Source organism: Bacteroides sp. D1 (genome assembly GCF_000157095.2).
GTDB classification, from domain to species: Bacteria; Bacteroidota; Bacteroidia; order Bacteroidales; family Bacteroidaceae; genus Bacteroides; species Bacteroides xylanisolvens.
The window spans coordinates 252,181-269,843 of sequence record NZ_JH114343.1 but is presented as its reverse complement, the minus strand read 5'-3'; the positions used below and the strand labels follow the sequence as shown (position 1 = coordinate 269,843).

At 42.8% G+C, this 17,663-nt stretch carries 9 protein-coding genes; 1 reads left to right on the top strand and 8 read right to left on the bottom strand.

The features are described 5' to 3' along the window. Positions 1-15: 15 nt before the first annotated feature. Positions 16-1,041 (bottom strand): glycosidase, encoded by a 1,026-nt coding sequence (locus BSAG_RS09875; protein WP_008018960.1) that lies wholly within the window; start codon positions 1,039-1,041, stop codon positions 16-18. A 14-nt stretch (positions 1,042-1,055) separates the two neighbouring features. Continuing rightward, positions 1,056-2,633: a sodium:solute symporter gene (locus BSAG_RS09880; RefSeq protein WP_004317423.1), complete on the bottom strand. Its 1,578-nt coding sequence runs from the start codon at positions 2,631-2,633 to the stop codon at positions 1,056-1,058. A 158-nt stretch (positions 2,634-2,791) separates the two neighbouring features. Between BSAG_RS09880 and BSAG_RS09885 the strand changes: the two genes are divergently transcribed. Next, on the top strand, positions 2,792-3,658 hold the full coding sequence (locus tag BSAG_RS09885) for an AraC family transcriptional regulator (protein ID WP_004317421.1): 867 nt from the start codon (positions 2,792-2,794) through the stop codon (positions 3,656-3,658). Positions 3,659-3,668: 10 nt separating this feature from the next. On the opposite strand, the gene BSAG_RS09890 is transcribed toward BSAG_RS09885, so the two are convergent. The 6 genes from BSAG_RS09890 to BSAG_RS09915 form a co-directional block, all read right to left on the bottom strand. Next, complete coding sequence (locus tag BSAG_RS09890) at positions 3,669-6,239, bottom strand: beta-mannosidase (RefSeq protein WP_008997589.1); 2,571 nt, start codon at positions 6,237-6,239, stop codon at positions 3,669-3,671. Positions 6,240-7,244: 1,005 nt separating this feature from the next. Next, complete coding sequence (locus tag BSAG_RS09895; RefSeq protein ID WP_008997588.1) at positions 7,245-9,749, bottom strand: glycoside hydrolase family 31 protein; 2,505 nt, start codon at positions 9,747-9,749, stop codon at positions 7,245-7,247. Between the two features lie 36 nt (positions 9,750-9,785). Continuing rightward, positions 9,786-11,564: a glycoside hydrolase family 66 protein gene (locus BSAG_RS09900; protein WP_004317415.1), complete on the bottom strand. Its 1,779-nt coding sequence runs from the start codon at positions 11,562-11,564 to the stop codon at positions 9,786-9,788. Between the two features lie 14 nt (positions 11,565-11,578). Continuing rightward, positions 11,579-13,093 (bottom strand): SusF/SusE family outer membrane protein, encoded by a 1,515-nt coding sequence (locus BSAG_RS09905; protein WP_004317414.1) that lies wholly within the window; start codon positions 13,091-13,093, stop codon positions 11,579-11,581. A gap of 36 nt (positions 13,094-13,129) precedes the next feature. Then, the gene (locus tag BSAG_RS09910; RefSeq protein ID WP_008997587.1) at positions 13,130-14,593 is read right to left on the bottom strand and encodes a RagB/SusD family nutrient uptake outer membrane protein; all 1,464 of its coding nucleotides are present in this window, start codon (positions 14,591-14,593) and stop codon (positions 13,130-13,132) included. A gap of 42 nt (positions 14,594-14,635) precedes the next feature. Continuing rightward, positions 14,636-17,635, bottom strand: coding sequence for a SusC/RagA family TonB-linked outer membrane protein (locus BSAG_RS09915; protein WP_008770512.1), 3,000 nt, complete (start codon positions 17,633-17,635; stop codon positions 14,636-14,638). Positions 17,636-17,663: the final 28 nt, after the last annotated feature.

The window sequence follows — 17,663 nt, the reverse complement described above, 5'->3', positions numbered from 1 at the left end:
AGGAGATTCAGTTAATTACACCTTGCAGTCGGTCAACAAGTAAGAGAGCAGTTCATTTACAGAGCAGGTAGCCACGCAGACATACTTATCCGCACTACCATAATACACAAAGAGCGTATCATCCACAATCACATTTCCCGTAGGGAATACACAACCGTTATAATACCCGTTTATCTCGAAGTCCTCTTCCGGTTCGAGAATTGATTCATGCGTTTTGGCTAGTATTTTCAGAGGGTTATCCAAGTCGAGCAATAAAGCCCCCACCCTATAATACCCTTTTCCGCCATGCTCCACACCATGATAGAGCATCAACCAACCCTTGTCCGTTTTCAAGGGAGGAGTACTTCCACCAATCTTTTCCTCCCAAGTATTTTCACGTCCTGTCAGAAGAAGATGGCTTTCCTTACCCTCCCAATCTAATAAATCATCCGAAAACTTTATCCAGATAGAAGGGTATTCTACACCAAATTTTTCGCCAATATACTGCTTGGGGCGATGTAACATAACAAATTGTCCGTTTACCTTCTCGGGAAAAAGAATCACATCGCGATCATCAAGCACCGGCGAAGTCAGACGTCCCAAACGGCGAAAATGGCAAAAATCTGTAGTAACAGCCAGCCCAGTATTACCTAAATTCTTAGCAATAGCTGCAGGAGCATACTTACCACATTCAGGAAGTAAAACTTCATCATGCCCAAACTTCCAATACTGCCCGGGTGGTACCGGCCGATAGGCATAAGTAATATAATACTCACCATCAAACTTCACAATACGAGGATCTTCCACACATCCGGAATCAGGCCCATCGACACTCGGAGAAAAAGCCGGCCGATCCGAGTGTCTTTCAAAATAAAACCCATCCCTGCTCGTAGCCAATCCCAAGCGGATAACATGTTCTCTATCATTACCTGCAGCACGATATAACATATAAAACATGCCGTTATCATAGAACACGCCAGGATTACAAGTCACCAAAGATTCCCAATCATTCTTTTCCGACGGAGAAAGAATCGGGTTTCCTTCAAATTTCTTTAATTTCATATATTCTATTTATTTTATTGAAAAATAATCCAAATCAATACGCTTAACGCAAGTAACACCCCTGCCCATACCTGATAGTTCTTATACCAGACTACTGTTTTCAAGGTTACATATTCTTCTTTCAGATCGCTAAAAGAAAAGGTGGTGTCAGTAAGCTTATCTTTACCCGGAGCCGCATAAAAGAAACTGCTTACATAAATCACCATTATACTGAATATCAATAAGAAAGGAACCATCAACAAAAAGTGCAAATCACCAAAAACCGTATTTTTAAAGAAAAGTAAAAGAACCGCTACTACCAGACCGAGAATCAATCCCATAAAAGCTCCGCCACCATTCACTCTCTTATTAAAAATTCCAAGAAGGAAAGCCGCTACGATAGGAGGAGAAATATAAGAAAGCATTTCCTGATAATATTTTAGAAGAGATCCGAATTTACCAATTTGAGGCGCCCATAATGCAGCTAACAGAATAATCACACAAGAAGCGATTTTACCAACCAATACCAGCTTTTTTGTATCAGCATGTTTATTAAACTTCGCATAAAAGTCCATCGTAAACAAAGTAGAAGTAGAATTCAAGATAGCACTAATCGTAGAAGTCAATGCAGACAACAGAGCAGCCAGCATAATACCCAGCAAACCCATAGGCATTAATTGCATCACCATATTAGGATATACCATATCGGGTTTATCCAAACCTGGAAATAAATCACGGGCAATCAATCCGGGAATAGCGATAATAAACAATGTGCTCATCGTGAGAAAACCTGTGAATATAACACCTCTCCGACCTTCATCAATAGTTCTGGCACTCAAAACACGTTGTACTAAAGTCTGATTATTAGCCCAGAAGTAAATACCCAATATGGGCATCCCCACGATCAGCCCCAACCAAGGAGTGGCATTATCGGACAACGGGCGAATCAGCTTCACCAATATATCATCGTTTTCAAACAAATGATAGAAATAACTTCCTCCCTGCTGAAAACAGAAATAGGTAAGCAAAACCGAACCCAAAATCAAAACTACCGCCTGTATCAGTTCCGCGTTAATGGCAGAAGAAAGTCCTCCCGGAATTGTATATGAAGCTGCAATAATAGCAAAGACTATAATAATCATCTGAAGATCAGCTTCAGGTAATACCAGTTTGATAATTAATGCGGCTGCATAAAGCGCACCGGCAGCATCCAGAAAAATATTTCCGATAATACAAATAGCGGAAAAGTAGTAACGGGAACGTTTATCAAATCTCTTCTCCAGAAACTCCGGAATCGTAAAAACCTTCGACCTTATATATAAAGGTAGAAGGAAAACAGCAAAAAACACCATAACTACAATACCGGTCAGGTTATAATTGAAAACGGCAAGCCCCGTATCATAAGCATCACCCGATTGCCCGATAAGCGTAGTACTGGATATACTGGCGGCAAACAGAGACAACCCTACAACCCACCAGGGCATGGAACGTCCGGCAAGAAAATACGATTGAGCATCCGAACTCTTTCCGTTCTTTACACCCCACCATATAATAAATAGCAAATATACGACTACGATTATAATATCAATAGTTCCGATAGAAAATGATTCCATAGCATTCAATTAGTTATTAAGTATGATTCACTTTGCAAATGTAAGGCATATAATGATAGTTTTTTGATATTATATTGCTTAATAATTATACTTTTTTGAATAGCCTGTTTTTGTATTATTATTATTCGTACATTTGTATCAAGTTAAATACAGTTCTTATGAAAGACATTCAAAAGGAAATTACTCCCATTTCTTCTGATGATTTATTCATCGTTTTAAATCATCCCAATGCAAAATTTGATTATCCGGTACATTATCACTCCGACTATGAAATTAATCTTGTGATGAATACGTATGGAGAAAGAATTGTAGGCGATTCAGTCGAAAAGTTTGACAATCTGGATTTGGTAATGACTGGCCCCAATCTTCCGCATGCCTGGAAAGGGGAGATTGTAGAAGGCAATCATGTGGTGACAATTCAGTTCTCGGACAAATTGCTCAATTTTCCAATATTGGAGAAACGACTATTCAGCCCGATTAAACAACTGTTACTCGACTCACAGAAAGGAATTAGCTTTTCTGAAAACACCATGCTGGCAATGAAAGAGAAAATTCTCCAGCTTACCCGGATGCAAGGCTTCCACACCGTTTTAGAGTTTCTCTCTATCTTGTATGATCTCTCCACTGCCGACAGACATATTTTAGTCAGTAATCTCTATGACACAAAAGACACGATACGTACCTCAAAAAGTAGACGCATTGCAAAAGTCTGCGACTATATAGAGAAGAATTTTGAAGAACCTATCAAACTGGGAGATGTAGCAGCTCTGGTAAATATGTCAGAATCCGCTTTCAGCCATTTCTTCAGAAAGAAAACAAATTGCACCTTTATTGACTATATCAACAACCTCCGTGTGGCCCGTGCTTGCCAGATGCTGACTGAAACATCACACACGGTAGCAGAAATCTGCTACTCGTGCGGATTTAATAATCTATCGAACTTTATTCGGATATTCAAAAAGAAGAAAGGAAACACACCTAGCGAATACCGTACAATCCTGCAACAGATGTTGATTAAATATTAAGTGCATTTATTTAATATCCATCGACCAACGATTTGATTTTTAGCTGTCGGGAAAAGTCCGTATATGAAATATCGGTACGAACTTTCACTATCTTATCTTTTCCCGGCATCAAATCGAAATAATTATCTTCAAAGAAATTATCAATTCCATCAAGAGACAAGTATACAGCTCTTGCAAAACGGTCTGCTTTTAAAGTCAATTCATATCCGTCAGGCAGTGACTTTAATTGATATGATATATTCACTTGCGGATATAACATCTCCTTTTGCTTCGTCAAGAAATAATTATTTGTGTAAATCGTTCCTTGTTGATCGGTAAGGGTTGCGGAGATAACAAGCTGATTTTCCGGTTGTGATTTTATAAATGAATTCAATCTGTGGGACATAACGACTTTACTTTCATTAGCAGGAATAGTTACCGATCTTCTGATTGAATTAACAAGCTTTCCTTCCATGTCACAGACTTCCAGTTCCAGTATAGCGCTCGTTTTCCTTAATCTATCAGATACAATATATACATCAAGCCTGTCATTATTAACTATGGGAGATACAAGCACGTCCCGAAAAGCTGCCTTGGCAAAATAATGTTGCGCTTTCCAACGTCCGTAGTAATCACGGCTCGACCACGAAGCAACCGGCCAGCAATCATTATGTTGCCAAAATAATGTCCCCATACAGTAAGGCATATCCCTGCGATGTGCTTCAATAGCCGTCTTAATAGCATCCCCTTGCAGTACAAGGTTCATATACAGAAATGATTCGAAATCTTTAGGTTTGCGATATTCGTTCAGCAAATAGTCTTCAATCAGTTTGTTCGCGAACTCACCTCCCCGTTGATGAGACATCATTACCTCGGAAGTTATTTCCCAGTCTTCAGGGTACGGAGCATACATTTTGACCGACTCAAATTCGGGAAAAGATTGAAAACCATATTCACTAAAGAAACGACTACGCACCTTATTATATTCGGAGATCGGCTTTTTTGCATGCCATACAGCCCAATAATGCGTATCCCCTTTATTATTCTCGGAAACTCCGTCATAACGACTGAAGGGCGACGAAGGCCAATAAAATGTTTCAGGGCTATTTTCTGTCACCACTTCCGGTAGCATTTTATGAAACAGATCTTCATACTGCTGCCAGATAATCCGGGCATACTCCGGATTCTGCTTCGCATAGTTTTCTTTCCAATTCCAACCAAACCAAGCTTCCAGGCATTCATTATTACCACACCATAAAGCAAGAGAAGGGTGATTGCGCAAACGGCGAACATTATCAATCGCTTCCTGACGAATATTTTCCAGCAATTCACCTTCGGAGGGATATACGCTGCAGGCAAACATAAAATCCTGCCACACAAGAATACCATATTTATCGCATAATTCGTAGAAATAATCATCTTCATAAGTCCCTCCACCCCACACACGCAAAGTATTCATATTAGCATTGACAGCATCCAGGATCGTTTTCTCATACAGTTCCTTCGTCACACGAGGCAGAAAATTATCACAAGGGATATAATTAGCCCCTTTGGAAAATACAGGTATTCCATTAAGTTGAAAATAGAATGATCTTCCCTCTTTATCCTCCTTACGTATAACTTTTAATGAACGTATTCCTGTAGAAGTTATAAGACAGTCCTTATTTTGCTCGTTTGTTTTTACTTCGGTCCGGAATTCATATAGATTGGCTTTTCCAAGTCCATTGCTCCACCACAAATTAGGATTCTTTATAAAGAAGTTTACAGCAATCTTATTCAATCCTTTTGTCAGGCAGGTAGCAGTAGCACCATAAATCTTTCCAGTCTTATTGTCTCTGACCGTAACTTCAGCCTTCTCAATATCTTTATCGGCTAGTATTTCTACAATATTACTAATGTCGGCATGTTTATAAGAAACCTCTTTTTGCCGGATAAACACATTTTCTATCCGCAAATCATCCCATGCTTCTAATAAAACAGGTCTCCAGATACCAGAAGTTACCAGGCGAGGTCCCCAGTCCCAACCATAATGATAGCCTGCCTTACGGGCAAAAACACTAACCTTTCTATTGAATACTCCTCCATTCTCCGACTGGTCGTTGATTGCCTCATAGTGAAAAGGCAGCGCATCCCATTTAGGCATATCCCGTTTAATAGGAGAATGGAAATATATCCTTAATTTATTATCCTTTGCTTTCAGTTTATCTTTTACGGGAAGTTTCCATTCACGAAACATATTGTCTGCCTCCAATATCTTTTCTCCATTCAAATAGACATCCGCATAAGTATCAAGCCCTTTAAAATAAAGCCGTATATTGTTTTTATCCATCAATTCGGGTGCTACATCGAAGGTTGTTTCATAAATCCAGTCTTCCTTATCAACCCACTGTACACCTCTTTCATTTAAGCGATAAAAAGGATCTTCAATGATTTTATTATCAATCAAGTCAGTGTGTACTACTCCCGGGACTGTAGCAGGATACCAGTTAGAAAGACGAGCTTGTTTAAACCTCCATCCCGAATGGAGTTCTTTCTGAAGTGTATTGGCAGATATGTTACCATTCAGAGTGGAAAATGTAGTGACCATAGCTAGTGCAACCATCTTTAAATAAATTATCCTTGTTGATTTTCTCATAACAACTTTATTGTGTATTAGATTTCCATTTAAAATAACGTTGCAAACATAGGCAATTGTCAATCAATATTTTAATACTATATTACTTAATCATTATACTTTCTTGAAAAGGGTAATAGGAATTTATTTTATTTAAATAAACAACTGCTTATCGACTTGATAATATATACTTTCAATGTTCTATTTTTAATATTATACAAGGAAATGGCCAATTAGAAAATAACGAACCGGAAAATAAACTGCATAAATAAATGCATGAGCATACAAAAAGATGCCTAATATTGCATAAAAGCAAACAGGATATGCATCTTTCTCTATTCAGAAACCGCTCATTGCTTTAAAACCAACGAAGTGTTCCTCGGTGTGCATCGACTTGTTCCTCACCGAGGAAGCTATCGTTCCCCGGTGAAGAAGATAAAAATGGACTATTAAGAAACATTTTTTTCTCTAGTTTACCATAATATATCGGACAGGAAAAAACAATAAAATGATTAGTTATTCGGGCATCTGTTCTCCAAATAACAAAAATAATCAAAAATCTATCGCAGCTTGATTGGCATATTTTCGAAACAGCAGAAATAGAGAATCGTGTAATTACAAATGCAGGACATTTTCCTGCTTTTCTTTACCAAACTGCAATTCACGTCCTTCTTCCAATGATTAAATATTCCTTTTTTAAGAAGGTTATTGATTCCTTCAGAAGGCTCTTTCAACTTTTATCCTTCAATAGTTCTTTTGTCTTATCCGCCAAAAACAGGGGGATATTAATCAAATTACCATCTTGTTTCAAATTCAGCATTGAATAGCGAATCAGGTAAGCGGGTTGGAAAAGCTTCTCATAATGAATCACACTTTTGATATCAGAAATGTGATAACTTACACATTTCTGATATGAGTTTCGTGCGAATCTACACATTATCCATATAAAACGAAAGAAAAACTCTGAATATTAGCTTGCCAACAGCTCCCTGTTTATTTAAAAGTAATCATCAACTGTTCATCAACACCTTTATCAGGTATTCTCACACTACAGACACCTGTTTCTTTATCCCAACTCCACACCACAGATTCCGTGTCATTCTCCAGATTTTCTTCCAAACGTTCCGGTTTAGTTTTCTTTATCTTCTTTCCTTTGACAGTTACCTCTTTCGGGGCTTTCGCAGAATAAATACGGAACAACAGATTTCTCGGACCGGGGACAGTGTATCCTTTTCCTTCACGGGCAGAGACGGTCAGTTTATATCCATTTGCCAGAGTGCTGCAAATAATCGGTGTTTTGACAAATTCATCACGCTGGTACCCTAAGTCTTCTCCTTCATCTTCGTAGAGAGTAAAGGCAGCCTGTGCACCTTCCTGTGCGGGGAAGATTTCAAAAGTAAGTGGATATACCGGTTTCTCATGGGTGTAGTTCATCACCGGCATGGTGGGGATGATGGAACCTTGCTTCACAAATATAGGAACAGAGGACAAGGGAGCGTCAACGGTAGTCCATTGCTCTCCGGTGTAGACTGTCTGCTTGTTGTTGTAGTCTATCCATGTACCTTCGGGAAGATACACGTTCTTTGTGCGGGCACCTTTCTTCACCACAGGGGCTACCAGTAATTCACGGCCGAACATGAATTGGGCATCCGTAGAAAAAGTTTCCATATCCATTGGATATTCCAGAAATAGAGGCCGCATGATAGGCAATCCTGTATCATACGCTTCGCGGGCGTAAGTGTAGATATACGGTAACAAACGATATTTCAGTTCGATAGCTGCTTTCGCGTTCTTTTCCGCTTCCGGTCCGAAAAGCCATGGTTCCACCGGATTATCTCCCTCATGATGAATACGGCTCAAAGGATTGAATGCACCGAATTGAATCCAACGGGTATAGAGTTCCGCCATAGCCGGATAATCCTCAATATCCCCACAGTAACCGGTAATATCACAGGAAGAAAATGGGATTAATCCCAAACCTGCGGAAAGCATTACAGGAATCTGATTGGCTAATTGTCCCCAACCTTGCAATACGTCGTCTCCGTTTCCGCTATCACCCGTCCAGCCGAACGTATAACGTTGCAATCCGGCATAAGCAGCACGAGTCATTTGAAAAACACGACGGTCCGGATTCCTCTTTTCAAATTGCTCCTTCACCACTTTGTCCCAGGTCAGGCCATAGACGTTATGGATTTCATCGTGCATACCCAAATGGTGCTTCATCACCAGGCGTTCCGTCTGCTCTTCGTTACTCCAGGCAGGTTCGCCCATATCTGTCCAGAAGCCGGAGATACCATCATCAATAGGTTTCTGCTGATAAGCCCCCCACCAGTCGGCTACGGCAGGCAGGGTGAAGTCCACCACTCCGCAGTTCCCACCCCACGGCCAGGGCATATCGTAGCTTTTGCCGTTCGTATTGTCCTTTACAAAATAGCCTAAGCGGTCAGCTTCTTCCCATTGTTTTTTATTGGCTTGTGCAATTACCGGGTCTTGAGATACGACTACCTTAAAACCCATCTCCTTCAAATCCGAAAGCATCTTTTTGGGGTTTTCATAGTTTCCTTTGCGCCATTCGAAATCCTGCAAGTATTCTGTCCAGCCGATATCCTGATAGATAATATCACAAGGGATTCCCCGTTTCCGGTAGCCTTCGGCTATTTCACGGCTTAACTTTTCACTTGTCAACAGACCGCGGCATTGGGCAAAACCCAACGCCCATTTCGGCGGCATGATAGGTTTTCCGGTCAGTCCGACATATTGGCTGATGATTTCTTTATAGTCTTTACCGAAGATAAAGTAATATACCATTTCCCCGTTCGGCGCTTCAAAACTGTAATAATCACGGCTTTCCGTTCCGAATTTGAATTCTGTCTTATAGGTGTTATCAAGAAAAATACCATACCGATAATTGCTCATAAAGAAAGGAATACTCTTGTAAAGAGGATCTTCTACCACACTATAACAAGGTTTGTCACTATTCCACATCTTATAAGACTCGCCACGACGATCCATCTTTCCCGCTTTCTCACCAAGTCCGAAGAAGTGCTCGTCACGACGAAGCACTTTATATTCCACCTTCTTCGTTCCTTCACTGACATGGCCTTTATCGGCATAATCACTAAACAGAAGTTTCTGATATTTATCGAATATCTGAAGACTCATCGGAGATTTATTCACCCGGATACGCAACTTCGGAGTAAATATCTCGTAACAGGCCGCCTGTTCATCCACATGAATAGTTCCTACCTCTTCCAGTTCTTCATTAATCACTGCAAACGAAGCATTTCTTCGTTGCAATTGCCCATCGGGTGAGAACCAGATTTTCACGACGGAAGAGCTGCAAAGTTGCAATTGCAAGGCGGCACTGTCCGCCAAGTGAAAAGTCACCTGACGTCCCTGCTGTGTAAAAGAAGTGCATGTACGTATCTCATTTTCCGCCCAAACCCATGTTGGAAACATCAGACACAACACCCACACCCATAATCTATATCTAATCATCATACCTATCATTTTAGTTATTCTGTAGCAGCCGCTTTATTCAGTCACAATCATCGTCCAATATTTCAGGGAAGGCAATGTGAAAGAGACAACTCCGTTCTCCTGTGTAAAGGCCAATTCCTGCAAAGCTCCTCCGTGTACATCCGGCGACGCTACCCACAGCTTATTCACCTTTGCCGACAGATTCATTTGCAAAGCCGCTTTTGTAATCAAAGCCGGTTCCGGCATCGTACCGTCCACATCTCTCCAACTAAGACTGTTCGCTTGCGAGAAATTAAGAAGATGTATCACTTGCTTGCCACCTACCTGCTTGGCATAAGTAGTAACCGATCCCTGTTGAGGAGGCCAACTATTCAATCTCATTTCGCCATTGGTACAATTCATGGAAACACTATTTTCCGTACCACCGTCACGAAGCAGATTCTGATAAGAAGTCAGGAAATCATAATAACGAACCATCGCTGTTTTCAGTTCTTCGCTCATTGTCAGGTTCTCATTCGGAAAGTACTCTTTGCACAACATGTGATCGCCTCCCAACTCAAGGTGCGAACCACCCAAAGCAAACATGACAGCATCTGTCAATAAGATACCCGGCGTATTAAATTCTCCCCGGTTATCCGCTTTATTATAATTCATATAAGCTGCAAAAACCGTATTCAACTGATAATTGCCATATACTCCATTTTCATAAAGAATGGCTTTCAGATTGGTAAAATCAGCCTCATCTGCCCACACCTCATTATAGAAGAAATCAACTTTACCTGTCTCCCCTATCTGACGGGCACCGTAACGGCTGACCGCATTCATCACCAAACTCTTGTCCGGATGAGCCTGCTTCGTCGCTTCAATAAAAGAAGCATATCCCTCACGCAGATTGACCGGAATACCGTTGTAATTGTAAAGCGTGCTGCGTCGTCCCAACTGGTCTATCTGATAGCCGTCGAAGGCAAAGTTCGCATATACATCATCATTCCTCTCGTTCAAATATTTCTGCCATTCCTTATTAGAAGGATCTACCAGATAAATATTACTTTTCCATCCGCCCGGCAGATCATGACTATCTTTAATAGTGTGAGAAGCATCCTTAAACAAATACCATTCCTCCTTCACCCCGTCCGCAGCGGCATCCTTCAACGCCCCAAAACAAAGATTGTAAAACATAGACTTCATACCGAAACGATGCTGCGCTTCAATGTAATTCTTCACAGAACTTGTATAAACCTCCCGGTTAGCGATGTCCATATATACTTCGTCCAACTGCGTACGTGTACCGCCCAACGGCCAGTGATGTTTATTATGCCAGTCCTGAAACTGTACCCAATTGATGTGATGACGATTCAGATACGCCATCTCTTCCTGCGTCTTTTCAGCCGTCTTCTCCCGACTGAAATCAGCGACAAAACCATAACGGGGAAAACGTGCCGGATCACTGGATACATCTACCGCAATCGTACCGAGAATCACATCTGTACCATTCTCCTGACGGTACAGTTCCGCCATATATCCTTTGAAATCAGTAGTAGGCGGTTGCCATGTCCAACTGGTACCATTTACCGACTCTTCTCCGACAACCTCCCCTAAAAGACGATAACGAACTTTAGTTCCGGCAGGCAACGCATCTTCTGCTGTAAATACCACTTTCTCCCCCGGTTTATAGAAAGCCTTATCCGTAGACAGGTCCACACTTAAATCCGATGTTACCGGAGTCACTTCGGTGACACTGCCCGAAGCTCCTCCATTCTCTTGGTTCGACCCATGATCGTCACTGCAAGCCATACACAGGAAAGCAGCCACCAAATATATTATTTTCTTCATCTTGAATTCTTGTTTTATTGTTTCACAATCGAAATCGTCTCTTTCAACTGGTCAATCGTAATCCGATAAGAACCGGCTTCCTGAATATTCCATTTATAATCCAAACTACCCAAATCTGTATCCGGATACATACTGTTCAACTCCGCATCCGACTTAGCAACGAACAATGCCGTCTCTACTTCCCCCGTCGGAGCCTTGTTGCTCTTATCCGCCATAAACCAATCCCCGTTCCAGTCTGACTGCTTATCGCAGGATATCTTCATCTCACCTGCCTTCAGCGTGCCGCTCCAGGTAAAGATATAAGGACTGTCGGCACTCTTAGTCATCGGAGTAGCATTGCCTAAATCCCATCCGTTCGGAGTTGCCTCACCCACCAGATACAGCCCTTCGTAAGGAGTGAACGGACGCATCAGCATCTTTTCTTTTCCTTTACCTGTATAGAACCATACTTTATAAGGCTTGCCACATTCGGCTTCCTTCATCTGCCATTTATTATCGTCACCTCCAAGCACTACGGATGTCGAAGTGTACGGAGCATTAGCCATGGTAGGATGGAAGAAAGCATCCGCCTGACCGAAATCTGTCACAGAAGCGAATTTAAATTCTCCGTCCGCCTTCCAGGGAATCACGGCTCCATAATGGAACAGATCCATTTGGACAGCATCTTTAGACAGTGCTTCAAATCCCCAACCATTGTTACCCGTAAACGAACCGACAATGAAAAACTCCTCATATCTCCAGCCAATATCTTCCGTTTCGGTAAGTGTCAATGTCAGGTCGAGCAGGTTTGCTTTTACGATATAAGTTGCTTCTTTACTGATTGTGAACTGTTCGTCCGGTTGGTCACCCGATGTACGGTAGGTCAGTTTGAATCCTTCTTCGGCAGTAGCATCACGGTTGTACGACGGCAGGAATTCTCCTAAGGTCGTTATAAATTTAAACGATCCGGTATTCAGCTTTCCTGTCCATGTAAATTGTCCGTTATCCGTACGTTCCATTGCCGTTGCGTTATCGGCGCTCCATCCGTTCGGAGTAGCATCACCAATCAGGTAAAGCGTCGTAGTAACCGGCTGGTAAGTAGTCACCGTAAAGGCAGCCGTCGCAATCTGTTTCTGATCTTCCATTCCGGCAACAACCGCTGTGATACGTGCTTCCAACTCCGCTTTCACGGCATAACCGATACCGAACTGCGTATGCAGAAATTGGTTAAGTTCTTCCACTTTCTTAGTCCATTGATACGTTCCCGTACCCAAATCTACCGAATAAGGATTCGCAAAGTCCGTTCCGGCTTTCGCCAGTTCCAGCGTATAAGAGATACGGTTACCGCTTCCATAATTCGTTCCGGTAGTCCATGAAAGCGCCAGCGCCTCCTGACTATGGTTCTTTTCGTTCAACACCAACTCCTGCTGATTCACCGAAAGGGTGAGGGTATCATGTCCTTTATCTGTCTCCATATAATCCTCGGTACAAGCAACCATCGTTCCACCGATGAAAAGAGAGCATAACAACTGATATATATATTTCTTCATCATATTATTTGTCTAAATGAATGATTATAAAACGGATTAATAACCGGGATTTTGAGTCATCAGGTGATTGGAGTCCATCTCCGTCTGCGGAATAGGCAACAGGAGACGTTCTTTGGTCACATTATTCTTACCGATAGATTTCAGGAATGTCAATGCATAATTTCCATTATCAACCCGGATCATATCGAACCAGCGATGTCCCTCAAAAGCAAGTTCCATCCGACGTTCGTGAATAATCTTTTCTCTCATTTCGGTCTGCGTCAGAGTAGTCGGCAGCTCTGTCAGTCCGGCACGCTTACGAACGATATTCAATGGTTCGGCAGCCTGATCCGGATGTCCCTGCTCATTCAAAGCTTCCGCTTTCTTCAGTAAGACATCCGCATAACGGTATACTACAAAGTTGTTGGGGTTGGTATTATACTCCGGAGAGACGGTTTTCGACACAAGGAACTTACGTACGTTATAACCCGTATTGGACCAGGAACGTTTGTATTCCATACCATCAAAAGCAGGACAACCCTGATACAACACAGTGATATCTTTCCGCAAATCACCGTCTTCGTATTGCTTGACAAACTCTTCCGTAGGCAGATTCCATCCATAAGCACCGGCTACCATACCCGAATTACGTGGTCCCATGAAAGTAGACAACCAGGATGCTTGATTATCGCCGCCCCAAAAGTCATATTCCGTACTACCGGAGTATTGCACTTCGAAGAGAGATTCCGCACCATTATTGATCGTCGCATTAAAGTTATCGGCATAATTGCATTGAGTCAGATCATATCCCATTGCAGCAATGTTATTGCACAAGGTCACTACTTCATTATAATAGTCGCGATGGTTGGGAGCCAGTGTCAGGTAAATATCCGCCAGCATCGCCATTGCAGCCTCTTTGCAGGCACGTCCCCTGTCAGCATCTCCATAACTGCTTTTCGGAGGAAGCATATTCACTGCATTTTTGCAGTCGGAAAGAATTTGAGCATATACCTCATCTACCGTATTACGGGCAATATCCGCAGATTCTCCCGGTTCAAACGGCTCCAAGCGCAAAGGCACCCCTCCGTACAAACGAACCAGAATATAATAATAATGTGCACGCAGGAAATAAGCCTCACCCATGCAACGGGTCTTTATCTCATCGGAGACAGATGCTGAAGGCAAATTGGAAAGCACGATGTTGCAACGTCCGATCCCAACCCACGGAGAACGCCATACATACAAGGCAAAGCCGTTATCGCTCTGGGCAATGAAATTGGAAGCCTGAACAGTCTCCAAACCGTCAGTACCTCCTCCGGCTCCTACTTCACTGTTGCCTGCGATGATGTCGAGGCTCCAAATACGCTGGTTATACATATTAGATGACTGAAGAGTCTTGTAGCAGGCAGTAGTCAGTGCCACAGCAATCTCATTCGTCACTTCCGATTCGGGATCGACGCCATATTTGGGATATTTATCCAAGAAATCGTTGCACGATGTCAATGCCAGCACGGCAGACATAAATACCAAAGTTATTATCTTTTTCATATTCTTTCTCCTGATTTAAAAGTTAAAGTTCAAGCCCATACTGAAAGTACGTGAAATCGGGTAACGGCTGCTGTCGATGCCATTAATATCCACTTCCGGGTCGAAGCCGGAATATCCGGTGATAGTTGCCACATTCTCGCAAGAGAAAGAGATGCGGGCATTTTCCAGTTGAATCTTTTGCATCCACTTTTTAGGCAGTGTATACGAAAGCGTGATGTTCTTCAGACGGAGATAGGAACCGTTTTCCACAAACCTGTCGGATACACGGCAGTTCTGGTTCGGGTCTCCCCAAATGGCGCGGGGCATAGAGTTGCTGGTACCTTCACCCGTCCAGCGGTTCAATACGGCTGTGGTTTGGTTGTAAGCGGCTGCCATTCCTTCGTTGTCAACATTGTTGGCGTTATAAATCTTGTTTCCCGATACGCCTTGCAGGAAAACGGAGAGTTCCCATCCCTTATAAGAGAAATTATTGCTTAAAGAGAAGAACCAGTTCGGATTCGGGTTACCGATAACGGTACGGTCTTCATCGTTGATGACTCCATCGTTATTCAAATCCCGGAAACGGATATCCCCCGGAGCTGCTCCCGGTTGGGTGGCGTGGCGGTTTACTTCCTCCCAGTTTTGGAAAAGTCCGTCGGTCACGTATCCGTAGAATACATTGATCGGATAACCGGCTCTAAGCATAGTCACGTATGAGTTACCCATCTGATTGATAAACATCGGAGTTTCGCTGTTCAGATCCAGAATTTCATTCTTGTTATAGGTAGCCGTTAAAGCAGATTCCCAAGAGAAAAGACCTTTCAGGTTGATGGTGCGCAGGGTCATTTCCACCCCTTTGTTGCGCATCTTGCCGGCATTGGTAAAGGTTTCAGTAGTATCTTCAAAACCGGAGGTGATAGGGATGGAAGCTTTCACCAACATGTCTGCCGTCTTCTTGATGTAGGCATCCAGCGAAAGGTTGACACGTGAATTGAACAGGCTCATATCCACACCGAAGTTGGTTTGGCGTACCTCTTCCCAATGAATATTCGGATTGGAAAGGGTGGTAGATACCAAAGCGGTGGAGTTGTTGTTGCCGAAAGGATAGACTCCCGTATTATAGGAAGCCACAAAGCCGTAGTTACCAATTTCCTGATTACCGGTCACACCGTATCCGATACGCAGTTTGAGGTCATTCACCGGAGAGTTGTCTTTCGGGAACCATTCTTCCTGCGAAATACGCCATGCCAGAGAAACGGAAGGGAATGTTCCCCAACGGTTGTTCTTACCGAAGCGGGAGGAACCGTCACGGCGCACAGTGGCTGTAAGCAGGTATTTATCTTCGTAAGAATAGTTGAGACGTGCCATCAGAGAGAGCAGTGCCCAGTCGCTCTGGCTGCCACCGATGCTGTACATCTTCTCGCCGTTGTCCATCTCATGGATATTATCAAACATGAAGATATTCTTTTGAGCATTCAGGTAATCATAGTTGTTCCACTGGGCGGAAGAACCTGCCATCACCCCTACACGATGTTTTTGGGCGAAAGTATGGTCGAATACAAAATAATTATCCCACAGGTAGGTAAATGATTTGTTGTCACTCTTATAGCGGGAAGATTCTTCTACCGGATTCGGTTTCCAGTCGTAAGCCGGAGTAAAGTTGTCTACAAACCAGAATTTGGCGTCATAACCGAAGGTGCTTTTCAACTTCAACCATTTGGTAAAGGCAATCTCTCCGGTGATATTTGCCAGAAAGTTATATCCTTTCGTCTCGTTCGTCATCATGTACAACGTACCGATCGGATTGCGGACACTTCCATACCATTGCGCTTCCTGTCCGGGACCGCTCCAGCTACCGTCTTCATTCTTCACCGGCTGGATGGGAAGTGCTTTCATCGCATCTCCGATGCTATAGCTTCCTCCTTCTTTCACGTCCGTACTGAATGTCAGGTTAGTAGTGAACTTCAACCATTTATTGACCTGGGCATCACTATTTGCCTGAAAGTTGAAACGACGGTAATTAACGCTTTCCACGATACCGGACTGGTCGAGGAAACCGCCGGATACATAGTAATGTGCCTTTTCCGTACCACCGGAATAGCTAACCGAATAGCTTTGTTTCACTCCCGTACGTAGCATCTCATCCAGCCAGTTCGTTCCTGTTCCCAATAAAGAAGGGTCTGCCCAATAAGGGTTTGTATTATCATCATTATTAGACAGCATATCATTGCTCAAAGCGGCATATTGCGCAGCATTCAGCATATCGGGCACTTTAGTAGCGTTCTGAATAGCCCAGTTTGCGTTTACCGTTACTTTTCCGGCACCTTCGGCACCACGTTTGCTGGTAATCATCACCACACCGTTGGCACCACGCGAACCATAGATAGCTGTTGCCGAAGCATCTTTCAATACGTCTACCCGTTCCACATCAGCCATATTCAAGGAAGACAATCCCAAGTCGGTAGGAATTCCGTCAATGACAATCAGCGGGTTACTGTTATTGATCGTACCCAAACCACGGATTTTAATGGTGACATTATCACCCGGCTTACCGGCATCGATTATCTGCACGCCGGATACTTTTCCCTGCATTGCCTGACCGATATTAGCTACCGGAGAGTCTTTGATGTCCTTCACTCCGACAGAAGATACGGCACCAGTCAAATCGCTCTTTTTCATCGTTCCGTAACCTACTACAACAACTTCGTCCAATACTTCCGTATCTTCCTGCAAGGTTACTTTCAACGAGTTTTTCCCGTTCACCGGAACAGTCTGCGTTTTATAGCCGACAAAAGAGATAGTCAGCGTGCTGTTAGCCGGAACGCTTAATGAGAAATTACCGTCTACATCGGTTATCGTACCATTCGTTGTACGTCCTTCCACCACACTGGCACCGATCACCGGTTCACCCGTGGCATCTACTACATGTCCTTTTATTGAAATCTGTTGTGCGAATGCACTAAGAGATAGGAACAAGCCCCACATTATTAATAAGAGGCGGCGTTCAAAGCCTTTCGACTTCATACTCTGTTTCATGTACATTAATTTAAAGTTAATATTAGGG